Annotated in this window: 15 protein-coding genes; 1 reads left to right on the top strand and 14 read right to left on the bottom strand. The window is 60.8% G+C overall.

Annotated elements, in window-relative coordinates; genetic code table 11:
- Positions 1-44 precede the first annotated feature (44 nt).
- From can to HHJ17_RS10945, 5 genes are read right to left on the bottom strand one after another with little or no spacing between them, the layout of a single operon-like run.
- Positions 45-707 carry a carbonate dehydratase gene (can, locus tag HHJ17_RS10965; RefSeq protein ID WP_296499749.1) on the bottom strand — a complete coding sequence of 221 codons (663 nt, stop codon included), beginning with the start codon at positions 705-707 and terminating at the stop codon, positions 45-47.
- A gap of 32 nt (positions 708-739) precedes the next feature.
- On the bottom strand, positions 740-2,767 hold the full coding sequence (locus HHJ17_RS10960; RefSeq protein WP_296505771.1) for an LTA synthase family protein: 2,028 nt from the start codon (positions 2,765-2,767) through the stop codon (positions 740-742).
- 1 nt (position 2,768) lies between these two features.
- On the bottom strand, positions 2,769-3,947 hold the full coding sequence (locus tag HHJ17_RS10955) for an isovaleryl-CoA dehydrogenase (RefSeq protein WP_296505770.1): 1,179 nt from the start codon (positions 3,945-3,947) through the stop codon (positions 2,769-2,771).
- A gap of 40 nt (positions 3,948-3,987) precedes the next feature.
- On the bottom strand, positions 3,988-4,419 hold the full coding sequence (locus tag HHJ17_RS10950) for a PaaI family thioesterase (protein WP_296505769.1): 432 nt from the start codon (positions 4,417-4,419) through the stop codon (positions 3,988-3,990).
- A complete protein-coding gene (locus tag HHJ17_RS10945; protein WP_296499745.1) occupies positions 4,416-4,856 on the bottom strand; it encodes a MerR family DNA-binding transcriptional regulator in 441 nt (146 codons plus the stop codon). Before HHJ17_RS10945 ends, HHJ17_RS10950 begins: the two co-directional genes overlap by 4 nt.
- 109 nt (positions 4,857-4,965) lie before the next feature.
- Between HHJ17_RS10945 and HHJ17_RS10940 the strand changes: the two genes are divergently transcribed.
- Positions 4,966-6,039, top strand: a complete 1,074-nt coding sequence (locus HHJ17_RS10940; protein ID WP_296499744.1) for an MBL fold metallo-hydrolase — start codon at positions 4,966-4,968, stop codon at positions 6,037-6,039.
- On the opposite strand, the gene HHJ17_RS10935 is transcribed toward HHJ17_RS10940, so the two are convergent.
- From HHJ17_RS10935 to HHJ17_RS10895, 9 genes are all read right to left on the bottom strand, one after another.
- Positions 6,036-6,860, bottom strand: coding sequence for an outer envelope protein (locus HHJ17_RS10935; protein ID WP_296499776.1), 825 nt, complete (start codon positions 6,858-6,860; stop codon positions 6,036-6,038). The two genes, HHJ17_RS10940 and HHJ17_RS10935, sit on opposite strands and share 4 nt — an antisense overlap.
- A gap of 280 nt (positions 6,861-7,140) precedes the next feature.
- Positions 7,141-8,082: a SprT family zinc-dependent metalloprotease gene (locus HHJ17_RS10930; RefSeq protein ID WP_296499742.1), complete on the bottom strand. Its 942-nt coding sequence runs from the start codon at positions 8,080-8,082 to the stop codon at positions 7,141-7,143.
- A gap of 10 nt (positions 8,083-8,092) precedes the next feature.
- Complete coding sequence (locus HHJ17_RS10925; protein ID WP_296499740.1) at positions 8,093-8,827, bottom strand: lysophospholipid acyltransferase family protein; 735 nt, start codon at positions 8,825-8,827, stop codon at positions 8,093-8,095.
- A gap of 73 nt (positions 8,828-8,900) precedes the next feature.
- Positions 8,901-9,461 (bottom strand): D-glycero-beta-D-manno-heptose 1,7-bisphosphate 7-phosphatase, encoded by a 561-nt coding sequence (gene gmhB, locus HHJ17_RS10920; RefSeq protein WP_296499738.1) that lies wholly within the window; start codon positions 9,459-9,461, stop codon positions 8,901-8,903.
- A gap of 13 nt (positions 9,462-9,474) precedes the next feature.
- Positions 9,475-11,679, bottom strand: coding sequence for a glycine--tRNA ligase subunit beta (glyS, locus tag HHJ17_RS10915; RefSeq protein WP_296499736.1), 2,205 nt, complete (start codon positions 11,677-11,679; stop codon positions 9,475-9,477).
- A gap of 2 nt (positions 11,680-11,681) precedes the next feature.
- Positions 11,682-12,587 carry a glycine--tRNA ligase subunit alpha gene (glyQ, locus tag HHJ17_RS10910; protein ID WP_296499735.1) on the bottom strand — a complete coding sequence of 302 codons (906 nt, stop codon included), beginning with the start codon at positions 12,585-12,587 and terminating at the stop codon, positions 11,682-11,684.
- Between the two features lie 123 nt (positions 12,588-12,710).
- On the bottom strand, positions 12,711-14,276 hold the full coding sequence (lnt, locus tag HHJ17_RS10905) for an apolipoprotein N-acyltransferase (protein WP_366557536.1): 1,566 nt from the start codon (positions 14,274-14,276) through the stop codon (positions 12,711-12,713).
- A gap of 49 nt (positions 14,277-14,325) precedes the next feature.
- Positions 14,326-15,195 carry a transporter associated domain-containing protein gene (locus tag HHJ17_RS10900; protein ID WP_296499731.1) on the bottom strand — a complete coding sequence of 290 codons (870 nt, stop codon included), beginning with the start codon at positions 15,193-15,195 and terminating at the stop codon, positions 14,326-14,328.
- 87 nt (positions 15,196-15,282) lie between these two features.
- Entirely contained in the window at positions 15,283-15,936 is a 654-nt protein-coding gene (locus HHJ17_RS10895; protein WP_296499730.1) for a GNAT family N-acetyltransferase, read from the bottom strand.
- Between the last annotated feature and the right edge of the window lie 367 nt (positions 15,937-16,303).

Below are 16,303 nucleotides of genomic sequence, written 5' to 3'. Positions count from 1 at the left end.
TTGCGCAATACCGACGGGGGCCAGAGGTCAATTTCATGAATAATTTACAGCGGGCGGCTGGTCGACGCGACGCGGGCGACCGCGGCCCGGTAACGCGGCTCCAGATCATCGGCGCAGGTCACCGTCATGTGCAGGTCATTGAGCAGGCCGTCATGCACGCCATAGACCCAGCTGTGCAAGGTGACCTTCTGGCCGCGCTGCCAGGCGTCTTGCATCACCGTGGTTTGCGCCACGTTAATGACCTGCTCGATGGCATTCAGTTCCACCAGCGCGTCGTAGCGGCAAGGCTCCGGCAGCGCGTCGAGCAAGCCCCGGTGCATGTCGCGCACATCCTGAATGTGGCGCAGCCAGTTGTCCGCCAGCCCGATGCGCACACCTTCCAGCGCCGCCTGCACACCGGAACAGCCGTAGTGGCCGACCACCATGATGTGCTCCACCTTCAGGCGCTCCACCGCAAACTGGATGGTGGACAGGGCGTTCAGGTCGGAATGCACCACCACATTGGCCACATTGCGGTGCACAAACACCTCACCCGGCTCGAGACCGGTGATCTGGTTCGCCGGCACCCGGCTGTCGGAGCAGCCGATCCACATGTATTTGGGGTTTTGCTGGCTTTTCAGGTTGCGGAAAAAGCCAGGGCGCTCGCTCTCCATTCTCGCGGCCCAGGCACGGTTGTGATCGAAGAGGTTTTTTAAGGATGTAGTCATGAGTCGATGTTAAACAATGGGCGAGGCTACTTTCAGCGCTCAAGGGATTGGGGGGCGATGGCAGATTGCTTTTTCAACGAAACGCGCACATTCCAGTCCAATAAGCCAAAACGTGCGCGCTCCTGTTGATCGTCCAAGGCATTGAATTGGCAATTGGCCGCTGGTTTTTGTGCCGATGAGCAAACAAAAGAGCTTTTGTTTCCCAGTTGCCAAATGCCTTGGTCATTGCGCGCTTCGCCCGTGAAAAACATGGCCCGTGGCGCATTAACGGGGTCATCCGGGCTGACATTGCTGCGCAAGAGGTCGCGCCCGGCATTGATGTACTGACCGTCGATGCCGGCTAGCGGAAACAAGGTGCTGAACATGTCGCGGTGGCTGGCCGGCAGCGCCCGTTGCGGGCCGCAGGACGCGCCCGCGCCCCAGATGACAAAGGGCACCTGGCGCACCAGGTAGCGGCGCTGGGGTTCGGCGTAGACGCCGAAGGAACGCACGTTGTGGTCGCCCGTGGCGGCGATGATGGTGCGATCTTTTTGCGGCCCTTTTTGCACGTCTTGCACAAAGCCGCCCAGCAGATCGGCCGCATAGTGATAAGAGTCCAGATTCATTTGCAAGAACTCCGAGCTGGTTTCGCCGCGCCACAGGCTCATGTCGCGGGGCACCCGCTGGTAGTCACGGGGCAAGTCATACGGCGGGTGGTTGGTGGAAGTCAGCACAAACACAAAAATCGGCTTGTCCACCGGCTGGGCCGCCAAACGCTTGCTCAGGTACTTGAACACATAGGTATCCCACACCCCCCAAAGGCCCAATTCCGCATCGGGATAGGCTTCCTTGAGGGTGTTGGCATCCACGACCTCATCGAAGCCCTGGACTTTTAAAACCCGATTCAGGTCCCGCCAGCCCGAACGGACCGACGAGACAAAGAGTGTTTTATAGCCGGCTTGTCGTGCCACTTGCGCAATCGCCCAGGGAATGGGTTTGCGCCCCACGTCGCCCAGTGTCAAAGGCGTGATGGGCGTCGAAAACAAAATCGCCTCCAGCGAGGGATGCGTGCCGCCGTGTGCCGAGTCAAAATTGCTGAAATGGCAGGCGGTGTCCAGGGTCGGGGCCAGTCGCCCCAACACATCGAATTTGGGTCCCTGGTAGAGCATCGGCTCGGCACTCCAGGATTCCATCAAAAAGAACACCAGGTTTTTCTTCGGCGTTCCCGCCGGCAACGCCGCGTGGGCCGACAAGGCGGCCTTGACCTCGGCTTCATTGTGGTGCGGCAGCCCCAGCACCTCGGCGGCGGCCATGGGCGAGTCAAATCCCATGGTGCGCAAACCGGCCAACGGATTCTGTAAATTTTGGGATAGACCTCGACTGTCCCATGCGTACTTCAGGGCGATGACACCATTGGGCACCATGTCGTTCAGAAACTGGGAGGTCGTGACCGTAATGTGCTGCCGCTGCAAAGCCATTTCGCGCAGCGTGCCCTTGCCCGCAAAAATCAGGGCGAAGAAAGCAATCACCACGCAACTAAGCTTGAGCGCGACATGACGCGTCTGCAAAATAGTGTCCGGGTTCAGCCGCTTCAGCAGTCCATGCTGGAGGGTCACGGTGGCAGCGCTCAGGAGCAGCCCCAACAGCAGCGTAAAAATCACCGGAAAATCGTGCCAGATGGTGTGCAGCACGGCCGAAGTGTCATCCTCCATCAAACCAAACACCAACGAATCGATGGGGGTTTTGTAAAAGCCGAAGTAATGCAGATTGACCAGCGACAGCATGACGTACAAAAACACCACCGTCGCGCCGATGCGAACATTCACCCGGCCAGACACCCAAGGCAAGACCAGCAGCAACAAAACCCCGGCAATGGCGCTGACTTTCAGGTCAAAGCGCAGGCCCTGAAAAGCCATCATCGCCACGTCGGACGCCGGCACATTGAACCCCGCCGGCCAAAAATAGGCCAACTGTCCGAGCCGGACCAGCGACAAGGCCAGCACCAGCGGCACAATCAACAGCCAGGCACGCCAGATGCCACGCAACAAAGCACTCACACCCCGGCTGAAGAAAGAAATCATGTCAGCAAGTCTCGGCAAACAGCTCGCGCCCAATCAGCATACGGCGGATTTCGCTGGTGCCTGCACCGATTTCATACAACTTGGCATCGCGCCACAGGCGACCCAGCGGGTAGTCGTTGATGTAGCCGTTGCCACCAAAAATCTGCACCCCGTCGCCCGCCATTTTGGTGGCCTGCTCGGCGCACCACAGAATGACCGAGGCGCAGTCTTTGCGCACCTGGCGCACATGCTCGACGCCCAGCAGGTCCAGGTTCTTGGCCACGGTGTAGGCAAAGGAACGCCCGGCTTGCAGCACGGTGTACATATCGGCCACTTTGCCCTGAATCAGCTGGAACTCGCCGATGCTCTGGCCAAACTGCTTGCGGTCGTGGATGTAAGGCAGCACGCTGTCCATCACCGACTGCATGATGCCGAGCGGGCCACCGGTCAGGACGGCGCGCTCGTAATCCAAGCCGCTCATCAGCACCTTGGCGCCGCTGTTGAGGCCGCCCAGAATGTTCTGCGCCGGCACTTCAACATTGTTGAACACCAGCTCGCCGGTGTGGCTGCCGCGCATGCCGAGCTTGTCGAGCTTTTGCGCGCACGAGAAGCCTTTCATGCCTTTTTCGATCAGAAAGGCGGTGACGCCGCGGGCGCCCAGCTCGGGTTCGGTCTTGGCGTAAACCACCAGCGTGTCAGCGTCCGGGCCGTTGGTGATCCACATCTTGGTGCCGTTCAGGACGTAGTAGCCGCCCTTGTCTTCGGCCTTCAGCTTCATGCTGATGACGTCGCTGCCAGCCCCAGGCTCGCTCATGGCCAAAGCACCAACGTGCTCGCCGGACACCAGCTTGGGCAGGTATTTGCTGCGCTGCTCATCGGTGCCGTTGCGCTTGATCTGATTCACGCACAGGTTGCTGTGCGCACCGTAGCTCAGGCCGACCGAGGCGGAGGCGCGCGAGATTTCTTCCATCGCAATCATGTGCGCCAGGTAGCCCATGTTGGCACCGCCAAACTCTTCACTCACGGTGATGCCGAGCACGCCGAGGTCGCCCATCTTGCGCCACAGGTCCATCGGAAACTGGTCGTTCTTGTCAATCTCGGCGGCGCGCGGCGCAATCTCGGCTTGCGCAAATTCGCGCACGGCGTCGCGCAAAGCGTCAATGTCTTCACCGAGTTGAAAGTTGAGTCCTGGCATGTTCATGATTGCTCCTTTTATATTAATTAACTGGCTAGCTTGGGTTTCAATAACTTTGAGGGACGGCCATCAGCGTTTGCTGCATCACGGCACAGGCACTCTCGCGGCCCTCGGCGTCTATGTGAATGACCTCGGCGGTGGTCACGATCAGGCGGCGTCCGGCCTTGACGACATGCCCGGTGGCGCGCAGTTCCCCGCCTTGAAAGGCGGCCAGGAAGTTGATCTTGTACTCGACGCTGGTGACTTCCATGCCGTCCGGCGCCAGCGTCAGCCCGGCATAACCGCCGGCAATATCGGCGATGGCGCCGATCGCGCCGCCGTGAAAACCGGCCTGCTGCTGCGTCACTTTGTCCGAGTAAGGCAGCGCGATCACGCACAGCCCCGACGCCACCCGCACCACGCGGGCGCCCAGATGCTGCATCAAACCCTGCCGGTCAAAGCTGCTTTGCACCCGCGCCAACCTACTTGCATCGGTCATGATTTTCCTTTGACAACACTGTTTTTTGATTCGCTTTTAGCGTCATTGGGCGTGAGGCCCTTTGCCAACAAGGCCTTCGCTTCGCGCTGATGGACCTTGAGTTCATCCAGGTTGTCCTGCAGGTCCGCCATTTGCGCTTCCAGCTGTTTTTGGTGCGCGGCAATCACCACCAGAAATTTCTGCAACTGCGGCCCGGTGTCGCGCGGGCTGTCGTACATGTCAATGATTTCCTTGGCCTCGGTCAGACTCAAGCCCAGGCGCTTGGCCCGCAGCGTCAGCTTCAGGCGGGTGCGGTCGCGCCCGCTGTAAACCCGGGTGCGCCCGCCCGGATCGGAACGTTCCGGCTGCAGCAGACCCATGTCTTCATAGAAGCGAATGGCCCGGGTGGTCAGGTCAAACTCTTTCGCCAAATCGCTGATGCTGAAGGTGATAGCCATAGGTGGTGGTCGACAACGGTGACGGCGCCAGAGGCTACCCCCACCTACAATGTCAAGATTGATTGACGTTTACGTAAACGTCAATTATGGAGCAAATCAGGAGCCGCCTTTGAACCACGCCGTCAACGAACTCGAAAAACAGCTGCATTATCCCTTGGGCGATACCCTGCCCGCCTCCGGCGCCGCCGTGACGGTGGCGCCCGGGGTGAAGTGGCTGCGCATGCCTTTGCCGTTTGCGCTGAACCACATCAACCTCTGGTTGTTGCGCGATGAAATCGACGGCCAACCGGGCTGGAGCGTGGTCGACTGCGGCGTGAGCACGGACGAAGTCAAAACGCACTGGGAGCAGATTTTTGCCACCGAACTCGACGGCCTGCCGATCCTGCGCGTCATCGTCACCCACATGCACCCGGACCACATCGGGCTGGCGCACTGGTTGTGTGAACGCTGGAATGCGCGCTTGTGGATCAGCGCCACGGATTACGGCCTGGCGCGCCTCAGCGTCGACGGCTCGACCGGTTTCGGCGGTGACTCGGCGGCGGCATTTTTCGCCTCGCACGGGCTGACCGACCCGGCCTCGGTGGCCAAAATACAGCGACGCTCCAACTACTATGCCTCGCTGGTGCCCGCAGTGCCGCCGCAATACCGGCGTCTGGCGGACGGCGACACGCTCAGCATTGGCGGGCGCCAGTGGCGCTGCATCAGCGGCTACGGCCATGCACCGGAACACATCGCCTTGTGCTGCCAGGAAAGCAAGGTCTTGATCGGTGGCGACATGATGCTGCCCCGCATTTCCACCAACGTCAGCGTGTACGACATGGAGCCGGAAGCGAACTCGCTCAAGCTGTTCCTGGACTCCATCGACAAATTCTGCACCCTCGATGCCCAGACGCTCACCCTGCCCTCGCACGGCAAGCCGTTCACCGGCCTGCACCAACGCATTCAGCAATTGCACGACCACCACCGCGACCGTCTGGCCGAGGTGCTGCAGGCCTGCACCGCCCAGCCCGGCAGTGCGGCCGAGATGCTGCCGGTGCTGTTCAAGCGGGTGCTGGACCTGCACCAGACCACCTTTGCCATGGGCGAGTCGATCGCTCACCTGCACAAACTGTGGTTTGAGGGCCGCTTGCAGCGCAGCCTCGGCGAGGACGGCGTGTACCGCTTTCAGGCCAGTCCGGCCTAGAAGTGGTATTCCGCGCGGACCATCGGGGTCCGGGCAGTGGCACCTTGGCCGGCCGCACCGGCGGTGTCGTTGCCGAACTTGTTTTTCCAGTATTGGTACTCAAAGCCCAGCTTGAAGGTGTTCTTGCTGGCGCCGACGGCGGCACTCAGGTCGTACATCACCTGCATGTCGATGTTGGTTTCGGCGGCGGTGTCGGCCCCAAATTCATTTTTGCCCTTGGCGGCAATGAAGTTGGCAAAGCCTTCAAAGGACAACGGCACGGTGCCGATGCTGAACGGAATCCCCCAGGCCAGATTGATCATCGGATGGGTGTCGTAGGTGTAGCGGTTGGTCGAGATGCCGGTGTAGCCGTTAAAGGGCGCATTGCTTTCCCACAGCGCCAGCAGGCTGACGTTGAGGAAGCCGGGCACATCCAGCATCAAGGTCGGGCCCGCCACCAGCATGCGTTTCTTGGAGTTGTAGCCCGCGTCGCTCTTGGTGTTGACGTCAAAGCCGGCGGTGACGCCGACACCGCGCACCGGGCCAAACTTGAACGACTTGCCGCTGACCTTTCCCAGATCCAGCGTGTGGCGGTAGACCACATACACCTCCTGCGCGCCGCTGCTGGCGCCGACGGCGGACGGGTCTTTCTCGTCGGAGAGGAGCACGTCGGCATTGAAAAAGTTGATGCCGTACTTGTAGCCGCTGACATGACTGAGATTGAGGATGTTTTTGCGGATGGCGTTGTTGTTGAACGGTTCGGCAAAATCGGTGCCGTAGCGGTAGCCGATGGCGGTATCGCTCCAGTCGGCGGCCTGGGCCGTGAGGCCACAGACCGCCATGGCGGTGAAAACAGCGGCACGTTTGAAAGTTTGATGCGTCATGGCAGGTCCTGGGTTGAATTGGTGCATTTATTGACTCCAGTCAAACCAGAGCAAGTAGCGCGCCAGCGGCAGCGCCCACCCGTTCATGGGCACGCGTTCCCTCCGTAAAACAATTTTTCAAGCGCCAGACGCCGGACCAATGCGGCCGCACGCCGGCGGCTTCCGCACCATGCTGGGGATGCGACGCCGTGGGTCGCCGCCGGCCGGGCAGACTGGCCGCCTGGGGTTGCCGCGTCCGCTAGTCCCAGCGTGGCGTCGCCTCGTCCTTCAGTTGGCCGCGCAGCGTGGCGTAGTCGGGCACGACCGCGCGCACCGTGGCCCAGAAACGCGGGCTGTGGTCCATCACGCGCAAGTGGCTGAGTTCATGCACCACGACATAGTCGAGGATGGGCGGCCGGAAATGAATCAGGCGCCAGTTGAGCCGGATGGAGCCGTCAATCCGGGCGCTGCCCCAGCGCGTCGCCGCGTTGCTGAGGGCCAATTTGCGCCATTGCACCTGCAACTGCGGCGCAAAGTGGTCCAGCCGCTCGATGAAGACCTGCCTGGCCTGGTGCATCAGCCAGGCCTGCACGGCATCCCGGATCTGCGCCGGCGTCGCGCTGTGCGGCAGCGCCAGCTGCAGGGTCTGGGCGGCGCTATCGGCCACCGGGCTGAGCACCGCCTCGGCGACACCCCGCGGCGCGTAGCCGCGGCGCTTTTTCAAGGCCGCGTCTGCGGCCGAAGGCGGCGTCAGCACCACCATCAGCGACGCCCCCAAAAAAGGAATCCGCGTGCCATCGCGCCACTCAATGCGCTGGGCCTGCAGCCGCGCGTGACGCGCCGTCGTCTCCCCCAACTTGCGGATGATCCAGTCGGATTTGCTCTGCAGGGCGGCATCCACCTCGTGCAGCGGCACCCACTTGGGTGCACGCACCACCAGGCCTTCCGGCCCGACCGAAAAACCAATGGTGCGGCGCTGACCGCGTTTGAATTCATACGCCACCACGGCGTTGCACAACTGCAGTTCGCGATTGGCGCGCGGATGGTGAAAGGTGGCGGCGCGGCCCAGCCCGGCTAACGGCTGCACTGGCGGGCGTGGTATTTTCGCTATTGATTCAATAGCTGGCTTCGCACTAACGACGGGGGCTAGCGGCTTATTTGACTCAAAAAGATCGCGAGTGAACTTCAACAGCGGATGCATGGTGTCCTGTTCAGGGATAGGCCTCGGGGTCAATCCGGTGCATTTCGGCCTCGATCCAGGCCTCGACCTCGCGCATCAGCTCTTTCGGCTCGCGGCCGACACTGGGAATGGCCGGGCCAATCGACACTTCCACCACGCCGGGGTACTTGATGAAGCCCTTGCGCGGCCAGCATTTGCCGGACGACACCGCAATCGGGAACACCGGGGCGCCGGTTTCTACCGCCAGCCGGGTGCCGGCGGTCTGGTAAGTGCCTTTTTCGCCGCGGGCGATGCGCGTGCCTTCGGGGAACATGATGATCCAGGTGCCTTGCGCCAGCCGCGCCTTGCCTTGCGCAATCACATGCTTCATGGCGGCGGCACGCGATTCACGGTTGATGTGGATCATGTCCAGCCGCGCCATCGACCAGCCGAAGAACGGAATGCGCAGCAGTTCGCGCTTGAACACAAAGGCCAGCGGGTGCGGCATCAGGGTCGGCAGCAACAGGGTTTCCAGCGTGGACTGGTGTTTGGACAGCAAAATCGCGGGACTGGTCGCGCCCACCGGCAGATGGTCCAGCCCGCTGACGCGCACCTGAATGCCCAGAATCACGCGACTGCCCCAAATAACCAGCCGGAACCAGTTGACGGCAAACCACCACAGCGGCGTGCGGCGCACCCACACGGAAATGACTACCAGCGTGAGGCCCCACGGAATGACGGTGAGCAGTATCCACGCCATGTGGAGGATCGATCGAATCAAGGACATTTAGGGTTATTTAGGCGTCTAGCCCCCGTTGATACTGCGCAAGCAGCTATTATTTTTATAGCAAACCAACTACTCAGACGGTGGCCGCTTCGCGCTCCAGCAGAAAGTCGACGAAGGCCGCAAGGTCGGCGTGCACCCGTGTTTGTTTGGGGAAGGTGTCGGGCAGCTGGCGGCCTCGGTACGCGGCACCCCGGCCGGTCAACACCAGGTGCGGCTCACAACCGGCGGCCAAGCCGGCCAGCACATCGCGCGCCGAGTCACCCACCATTGGCACACCGCTCAGGTCCAGGCCGTAGCGCTCGCCAATTTGCTCGAACAAGCCAGGCTCCGGCTTGCGGCAGCGACAGCCCTCGTCGGGCGCATGCGGGCAATAAAACACGGCATCCACCCGCCCGCCCACCGCCGCCAGCAACTTGTGCATCTTGGCGTGCATGGCGTTGAGGGTGGACACATCAAACAGGCCACGCCCCAGGCCGGACTGGTTGGAGGCGATCACCACATGCCAGCCGGCATGGTTGAGCCGGGCGATCGCTTCCAGCGCGCCGGGCAAGGGCGCCCATTCGTCCGGCGTTTTGACGTAATCGTCACTGTCTTCGTTGATGGTGCCGTCGCGGTCGAGGATGACAAGCTTCATGCTGTGGCCACGCTCACGACGCCAGCCGCGACAGGTCGGCCACGCGGTTCATGGCGTCGTGCAGACTTTTCAGCAGGCCCTGGCGGTTCAGGCGCAGGTCCAGTTCCTCTGCGTTGACCATCACGCCATCGAAGAAGGAGTCGACCGGGGCGCGCAGCGCGGCCAGGGTCTGCAGCGAGGCGGTGTAGTCGCCGGCCTCGAATTGTGCTTTCGCCTTGGGTGCCACCTCCTGCATCGCGGCAAACAGGGCGATTTCAGCCGGCTCCTTGAGCAGCACTTCGCTGACATGGGCATCGACGTCCTGGGCTTTTTTCAGGATGTTGCTGATGCGCTTGTTGGCGGCGGCCAGCGCGGCGGCTTCGGGTAAGGCGGCGAAGGCGCGCACGGCGGCGAGGCGCTTGGGGACGTCGCCCAGACGTTGCGGTTTTTGAGACACGACCGCATCGACTTCCTGCGCGCTGTAGCCCTGCTCGCGCAGGGACCCGGCGAGGCGGTCGAAGATGAAACCCATCAATTTGGTTCCAGTTTCAGGGTTCAATTCAATAAGCTCTACGCCGTCATCTCGCTGTCTTGCCCACATTACATTTTGGGGGTCGTTGCCCAGTCCGAGCGCATCGGAAGAAAGCAATACCTCATCAAGCAACTGGTCTAACCTCAAGTCCAGATCTGCTTCGATAAGCATCCTGATCACGCCCAAGGCATGGCGACGCAACGCATACGGATCCTTGTCACCGGTCGGCACATTGCCAATGCCGAACATGCCAACCAGCGTTTCCAGCTTGTCAGCCAGCGCTACCACCAGACCCACGCTGTTGCGCGGCAACTCATCGCCGGCAAAACGCGGCTTGTAGTGGTCTTCTATTGCGTCAGCAACTTCAGCCGATAACTTGTCGTTAATTGCGTAGTAACGTCCCATGACACCCTGCAGCTCGGGGAACTCGCCCACCATGTCAGTAAGCAAGTCTGTTTTAGCCAACCGAGCTGCTTTATCTGCCTGAGTTGCTAATATATCGCCGCCTATGAGAGCGCCAATGGTCTGGGCGAAATAGGCAACACGAATTGACCTTTCCCCCTGCGTGCCGAGCTTGTTGTGATAAACCACCTTGTCCAACCCCGCCACACGCGACTCCAGCGTTTTCTTGCGGTCCTGATCGAAGAAGAACTTGGCATCGGCCAGCCGCGGGCGCACCACGCGCTCGTTGCCGCCAATCACGGCACTCGCATCCGCCGGGCTGATGTTGCTGACGACGAGAAACTTGTTGGTCAGTTTGCCGGACGCATCGAGCAGCGGAAAGTACTTCTGGTTGGCCTTCATCGTGAGGATCAGGCATTCCTGCGGCACGCCGAGAAACTGTTCTTCAAACGCGCAAACCAGCACGTTCGGGCGCTCGACCAAACCGGTCACTTCGTCGAGCAAAGCCTCGTCGTCAATGGCTTTGACGCCACCGCCGACCTGGGCCGCCGCAGCGGCCAACTGGCGCACGATCTCGGCGCGGCGGTCCGCGAACGAGGCAATCACCGCGCCATCATTCGTCAGCGTGGCGCCATAGCTGTCCGCGTCAGCGATCAGCACCGGCGACACCTTGGCTTCAAAACGATGGCCCTGCGTGCTGTTACCGGCTTTGAGACCCAGTACTTTGACCGGCACCACGGTGCTGCCGTGCAGCGCAACCAGGCCGTGCGCCGGACGCACAAAATGCACGCTGCTCCAGCCGGGCAAGTCGCAATCGGTCTCCAGCTGGTAGCTCATGACCTTCGGGATCGGCAGCTTGGCAAGCGCTTCTTCCAGCGCTTTTTGCAGGCCGGTGTCGAGCGTGGCGCCAGTGACCAGGCTGTCATAAAACAGGGCTTCGGCCTTGCCATCGGGTGCGCGCTTGAGCGCGGCCACCGCGGCGGCCGGGTCGGACACATCGGCGCCCAGCGCTTGCAGTTTCTTGATGAGCGCGGGCGTGGCATGGCCGTCGGCATCCAGCCCCACCTTCACGGGCATGAGCTTTTGCTGCACCGCCTTGTCAGCGGCCTTGAGCCAGACATGGCTGATGTGGGCCGCCAGCCGGCGCGGCGAGGCATAGGCCGTCACCACGGAGTCGGTGGTGGCCAGGCCCTGCGCGCGCAGCTGGTCCGCCAACTGGCTGGCAAACGCCTCGCCCAGTTTCTTGAGCGCCTTGGGCGGCAACTCTTCCACAAACAATTCAACGAGAAGATTTTTAGTTGTCATTTTTATGCAGCCTTCTTTGGCATCTGTGCCACCCACTCGGGCGGGGCCATCGGGAAGCCCAGCCGTTCCCGGCTTTCCAGATAGCTCTGCGCCACGGCGCGTGACACATTGCGGATGCGCCCCATGTAGGCAGCGCGCTCGGTCACGCTGATGGCGCCACGGGCGTCCAGCAGGTTAAAGCTGTGCGCGGCCTTCAGCACTTGTTCGTAGGCCGGCAACGCGAGTTGCTGCTCGATCAGGTTTTTGGCCTGCTTTTCATGCGCGGCGAAGGCGGTGAACAAAAAGTCCACGTCGCTGTGCTCAAAGTTGTAGGCCGACTGCTCTTTTTCGTTTTGCAAATAGACATCGCCATAGCTCAGCGTGTCGGTCCACTTCAGGTTGTAGACGCTGTCGACGCCCTGCAGGTACATGGCGAGGCGCTCCAGGCCGTAGGTGATCTCGCCGGTGATCGGCTTGCAGTCGATGCCGCCGACCTGCTGGAAATAGGTGAACTGCGTGACTTCCATGCCGTTCAGCCAGACTTCCCAGCCCAGACCCCAGGCGCCCAGCGTCGGGTTTTCCCAATCGTCTTCGACGAAACGAATGTCGTTCTTCTTCAAGTCAAAGCCGAGCGCTTCGAGCGAGCCGAGGTACAACTCCAGAATATTGCTGGGGGCGGGTTTCAGCACCACCTGGTACTGGTAGTAGTGCTGCAGCCGGTTCGGGTTTTCGCCATAACGACCGTCTTTCGGGCGCCGGCTCGGCTGCACGTAGGCCGCCTTCCAGGGCTCCGGCCCGAGCGCTCTTAAAAATGTAGCGGTGTGCGAGGTGCCGGCGCCGACTTCCATGTCGTAGGGCTGCAACAACGCGCAGCCCTGGGCATCCCAGTACGACTGCAGTTTCAAAATAATTTGCTGGAAGGTCAACATGACTTGAGTGGGCTTCGGCGGGCTACGGCCCTGGGGTTTGGAAATACACACGGGGTCGTGCGTAAAAAATTGATTTTACGGGGGTTCGAGCTTGCCACCGTAACACGGCGGCCGGGCGACGAATTAGAGTTTTCGCAAGCGGTGGCGACGCAGCGCCAGCCAGACGATGCCGAGCGCCAGCAGCCAGAATGGCCACAGCCCGAAACGGGCCACCCACCCCGCATAAGGCGTCACCCCGGCGCGCCCCTCCACCTCGCCCACCAACACCGCCCGGGTGTCGCGGGCAATGGTGCTGACCACGCGACCTTGATGGTCCACGATGGCACTCAAACCGGTGTTGGTGGCCAGCACGAAAGGCCGCGCGAACTCGAGCGTGCGCATGCGTGCAATCTGCAGGTGCTGGTCCATCGCCATGCTACGGCCGAACCAGGCCAGGTTGCTGACGTTGACGAAGATAGTGGGGGTGTGTGCCGGGTTGCTAAATTGCGGCGCCAGTTCTTCGCCGAACAGATCTTCGTAGCAAATATTAGGGGCTAGCCGCTGTCCTTGCCAGTCAAAGGGCGCCTGCATGAACGCGCCACGATTGAAGTCCCCCAGCGGAATGTTCATCATTGCGGTGAACCATTTGAAAAACGGCGGGATGAATTCACCAAACGGCACCAGATGCTGCTTGTCGTATTGCCAAGGCAGCGCCAGGCCGGGTTTCAGCCCCACCACCGAGTTGGTATAGCCCTGCTGGTAGTTGCCCAAGGGCGTACCAATCAGCGCCGCCTGCGGGCCCGTGGCGAACCGTTGCTGCAGTGCATCCCAATAAGCGGGCGGCAGCTGCTGCGGCAACACCGGTATCGCCGTTTCCGGCGCGATCACCAGCGAGGTGCGACTGTTTTGCAGTTGCTCGGCGTACCACTGCAGGGCCAGCGGCACACCGCTGCCGACTTCAAACTTCTCATCCTGGGGAATGTTGCCCTGCAGGAGGGTCAGGCCCAAGCGCCCCGTTGACGTCGACAAGTCCGGCACGAGCAGCCGGTAACCCAGCGGCAAGGCCAGCACCACCAGCACAGCAATCAGGCTGGCCGCGCGCGGGCGCCAGGAGCGCGCCAGTCCGGCTTGCGCCAGGGTCATGGCCAGCCAGGCGGTGATGGCACACAACCCAAACACGCCCAACCAGGGGGCAAAGCCCGCCAGCGGTCCGTCCACATGCGCATAGCCGGTGGCGCCCCAGCCAAAACCGGTCAACCAAGTGCCGCGCGCCAATTCGGCCAACAACCAAAGCGCTGCAAAAACAATAGCTGCCCACGCCCGATTGACGGGGGCTAGCACCACAAATAGCCCACACGCAGCGGCATAGAACATAGCCAGCAGACCGGCCAGGGCCAGCACCGCCAGCGCCGCCAGCATGAACGGCAAGCCGCCGTACGTGTGCATGGCGACAAAGGTCCAGCCAAAGGTGCCGGTCAGCCAGGCGGTGCCAAACAACCAGCCCAACAGCGCGGCCGGTCGCCAATTACCGGCTTCCTGCCGGCGGCCACCCACCAGCAACCATGCCAGCAAGCCCAGGGCCAACCACTGCAGCCACCAAACAGGCTGGCCATAGCGCAAGCCCAGCAGGTGAAAAGGGAATGTCGGCAGGACCAAGGGCCAAGCCAAGCTGGCCGCCTGGGCGCCGCCAGCGAGCAAAGCGATTGCCACTTGCCACCCTGTCACATGAGCCGACAGGATGGGCCACCTGCGTTTCGTTCTAAGTGGCTTCATCAACTACCGGCGACACCTTGAACCATTTGACGGCACCGCCGCGGGTGTGCAACACCACGAAATCCAGCCCAGCCAGGGTGTAGCGCTCACCGCGCTTGGGCACATGGCCCATTTCATGGGCAATCAAGCCGCCAATGGTGTCAAACTCGTCTTCCGGGTCGGTACTGGTCAGCTTGACACCAAAGGCGTCATCGACGCGCTCGATGGTGGTGTCGCCGCTGACGCGGTAGGTGCGGTCCGCCAGACCAAAAATATCGCCTTCATCTTCGGCAATATCGAACTCATCTTCGATCTCGCCGACGATTTGCTCCAGCACATCCTCAATGGTAATAAGACCGGCGACCCGGCCAAACTCATCGATCACGATTGCCTGGTGATTGCGGTTGCCCTGGAATTCGCGCAACAGATCATTCAGCCGCTTGCTTTCTGGCACAAATACGACGGGGCGCAACAACGCCCGGATATTGAGTTCCGGGGCGCGCTGGAGTTTGAGCAAATCCTTGGCCATCAAGATGCCAATGATGTTTTCGCGGTCGGTCTCATACACCGGGAAACGGGAGTGCGCTGTGTCAATCACCCCGTGTAGCAGCGCATCGTACGGCTCGTTAATGTTGATGATGTCCATTTGAGTCGCGGGTACCATCACATCACCGGCCGTCATATCGGCCATGCGCAGCACGCCTTCGAGCATCGCCCGCGATTCAGCCCCAATGATGTTGTTTTCTTCAGCTTCCGCCAACGTTTCGATCAACTCGGCGGTAGAGTCCGGTCCCGGGTGGATGAACTCGGCCAGTTTTTGCAGGAAAGTACGCTTGTCTTCCCTATCGGGAATTCTCGGGAAATGGGGGTCTGACACAGACGGGGGAGCAGGACATGCAGTTGTTTACGACCCTCTAGGATAGCGGATTACCGCGACCCCTTTGTATCAGGGTCTGGTTCTGCCTTACTTTGGGGTGATTTGTTGTGCGTCCTGCACACCCCGGCGAAGCGCCTGCACCCCGGCCAGAACGTCCCAGAACTGCTTGATCTGCACCTTGATGCGGTAATCGGTCTGGGCCAACTGCTCTTGAAGCATTTCCGTCAAACGGGTGTCAAGGGTGGCGGGCAACAGCAGCAAATGGGCCTCGGATTCAGAACCATCCCGCTCAACCACCGCACCGGCATTGCGGGCGATTTTGAGCATGGCGGAATTTTCGCTCAGCGCGTGAATGAACATTCGACTAACGCCATCGTTACGGGAATGCATGGCCGCCCGATCAAACAGGCGGGCGCCATAACCACGGCCACGGGCCGACTTCAAAACAGAAACACCAAACTCAGCACAAGCGTCCAGGTTGCTATCGGCGGAGAATGCCAGATGAGCCATGGCAATCAAGTCAAGACGCCGGTTATAAATACCGAAAATCTCATCACGTTCAAAGTTCAGGCTGTCCACATAACGTTGAATTTGCTCGTCATTGGCGGAAAATCCAAAGCGCAAATAACGGTCAGGCGGATCAAGCGCCAGCAAATGACGGGCGATACGCACGCGATGATTGGATCCAAGCGAGCGAATGGGCACCAGCACAGACGATTTTCTAGATTCAAATGGCGACATGAAATCCTCTGTATCTGAGCGTAATGGCGCCCTTTCAACTTGCAACGGTTCCTTGACTAAAGCCTTTGTTTCAAACATGGGTTGAACTATACGGGTTTTCCCTAGAGCAGCCAACCCAAAGCAAAGATCATCTTACAAAGGCTAGGCCAATTTTGAATTGAATTGGTTTGAGGTGGTTTACGACAATTCATCGCAGCACCCACAGCGTCAACGTGTGTAGGCCGTGCGCTTATCGTCCAGCACACGCAGGTTCAGAATGCTAGTTATTCAGACGAAAAAAAACGCCCAGTCGTTAGACTGGGCGTTTCCGGTTTAATAGCCTGACGATGACCTACTTTCACACGGGAATCCGCACTATCATCGGCGC

The sequence above is a fragment of the Rhodoferax sp. genome (assembly GCF_012927445.1).
Taxonomy (GTDB): Bacteria; Pseudomonadota; Gammaproteobacteria; order Burkholderiales; family Burkholderiaceae_C; genus Rhodoferax.
The sequence above is the reverse complement of the archived record's forward strand: the minus strand, read 5'-3'. Positions and strand labels throughout refer to the sequence as shown.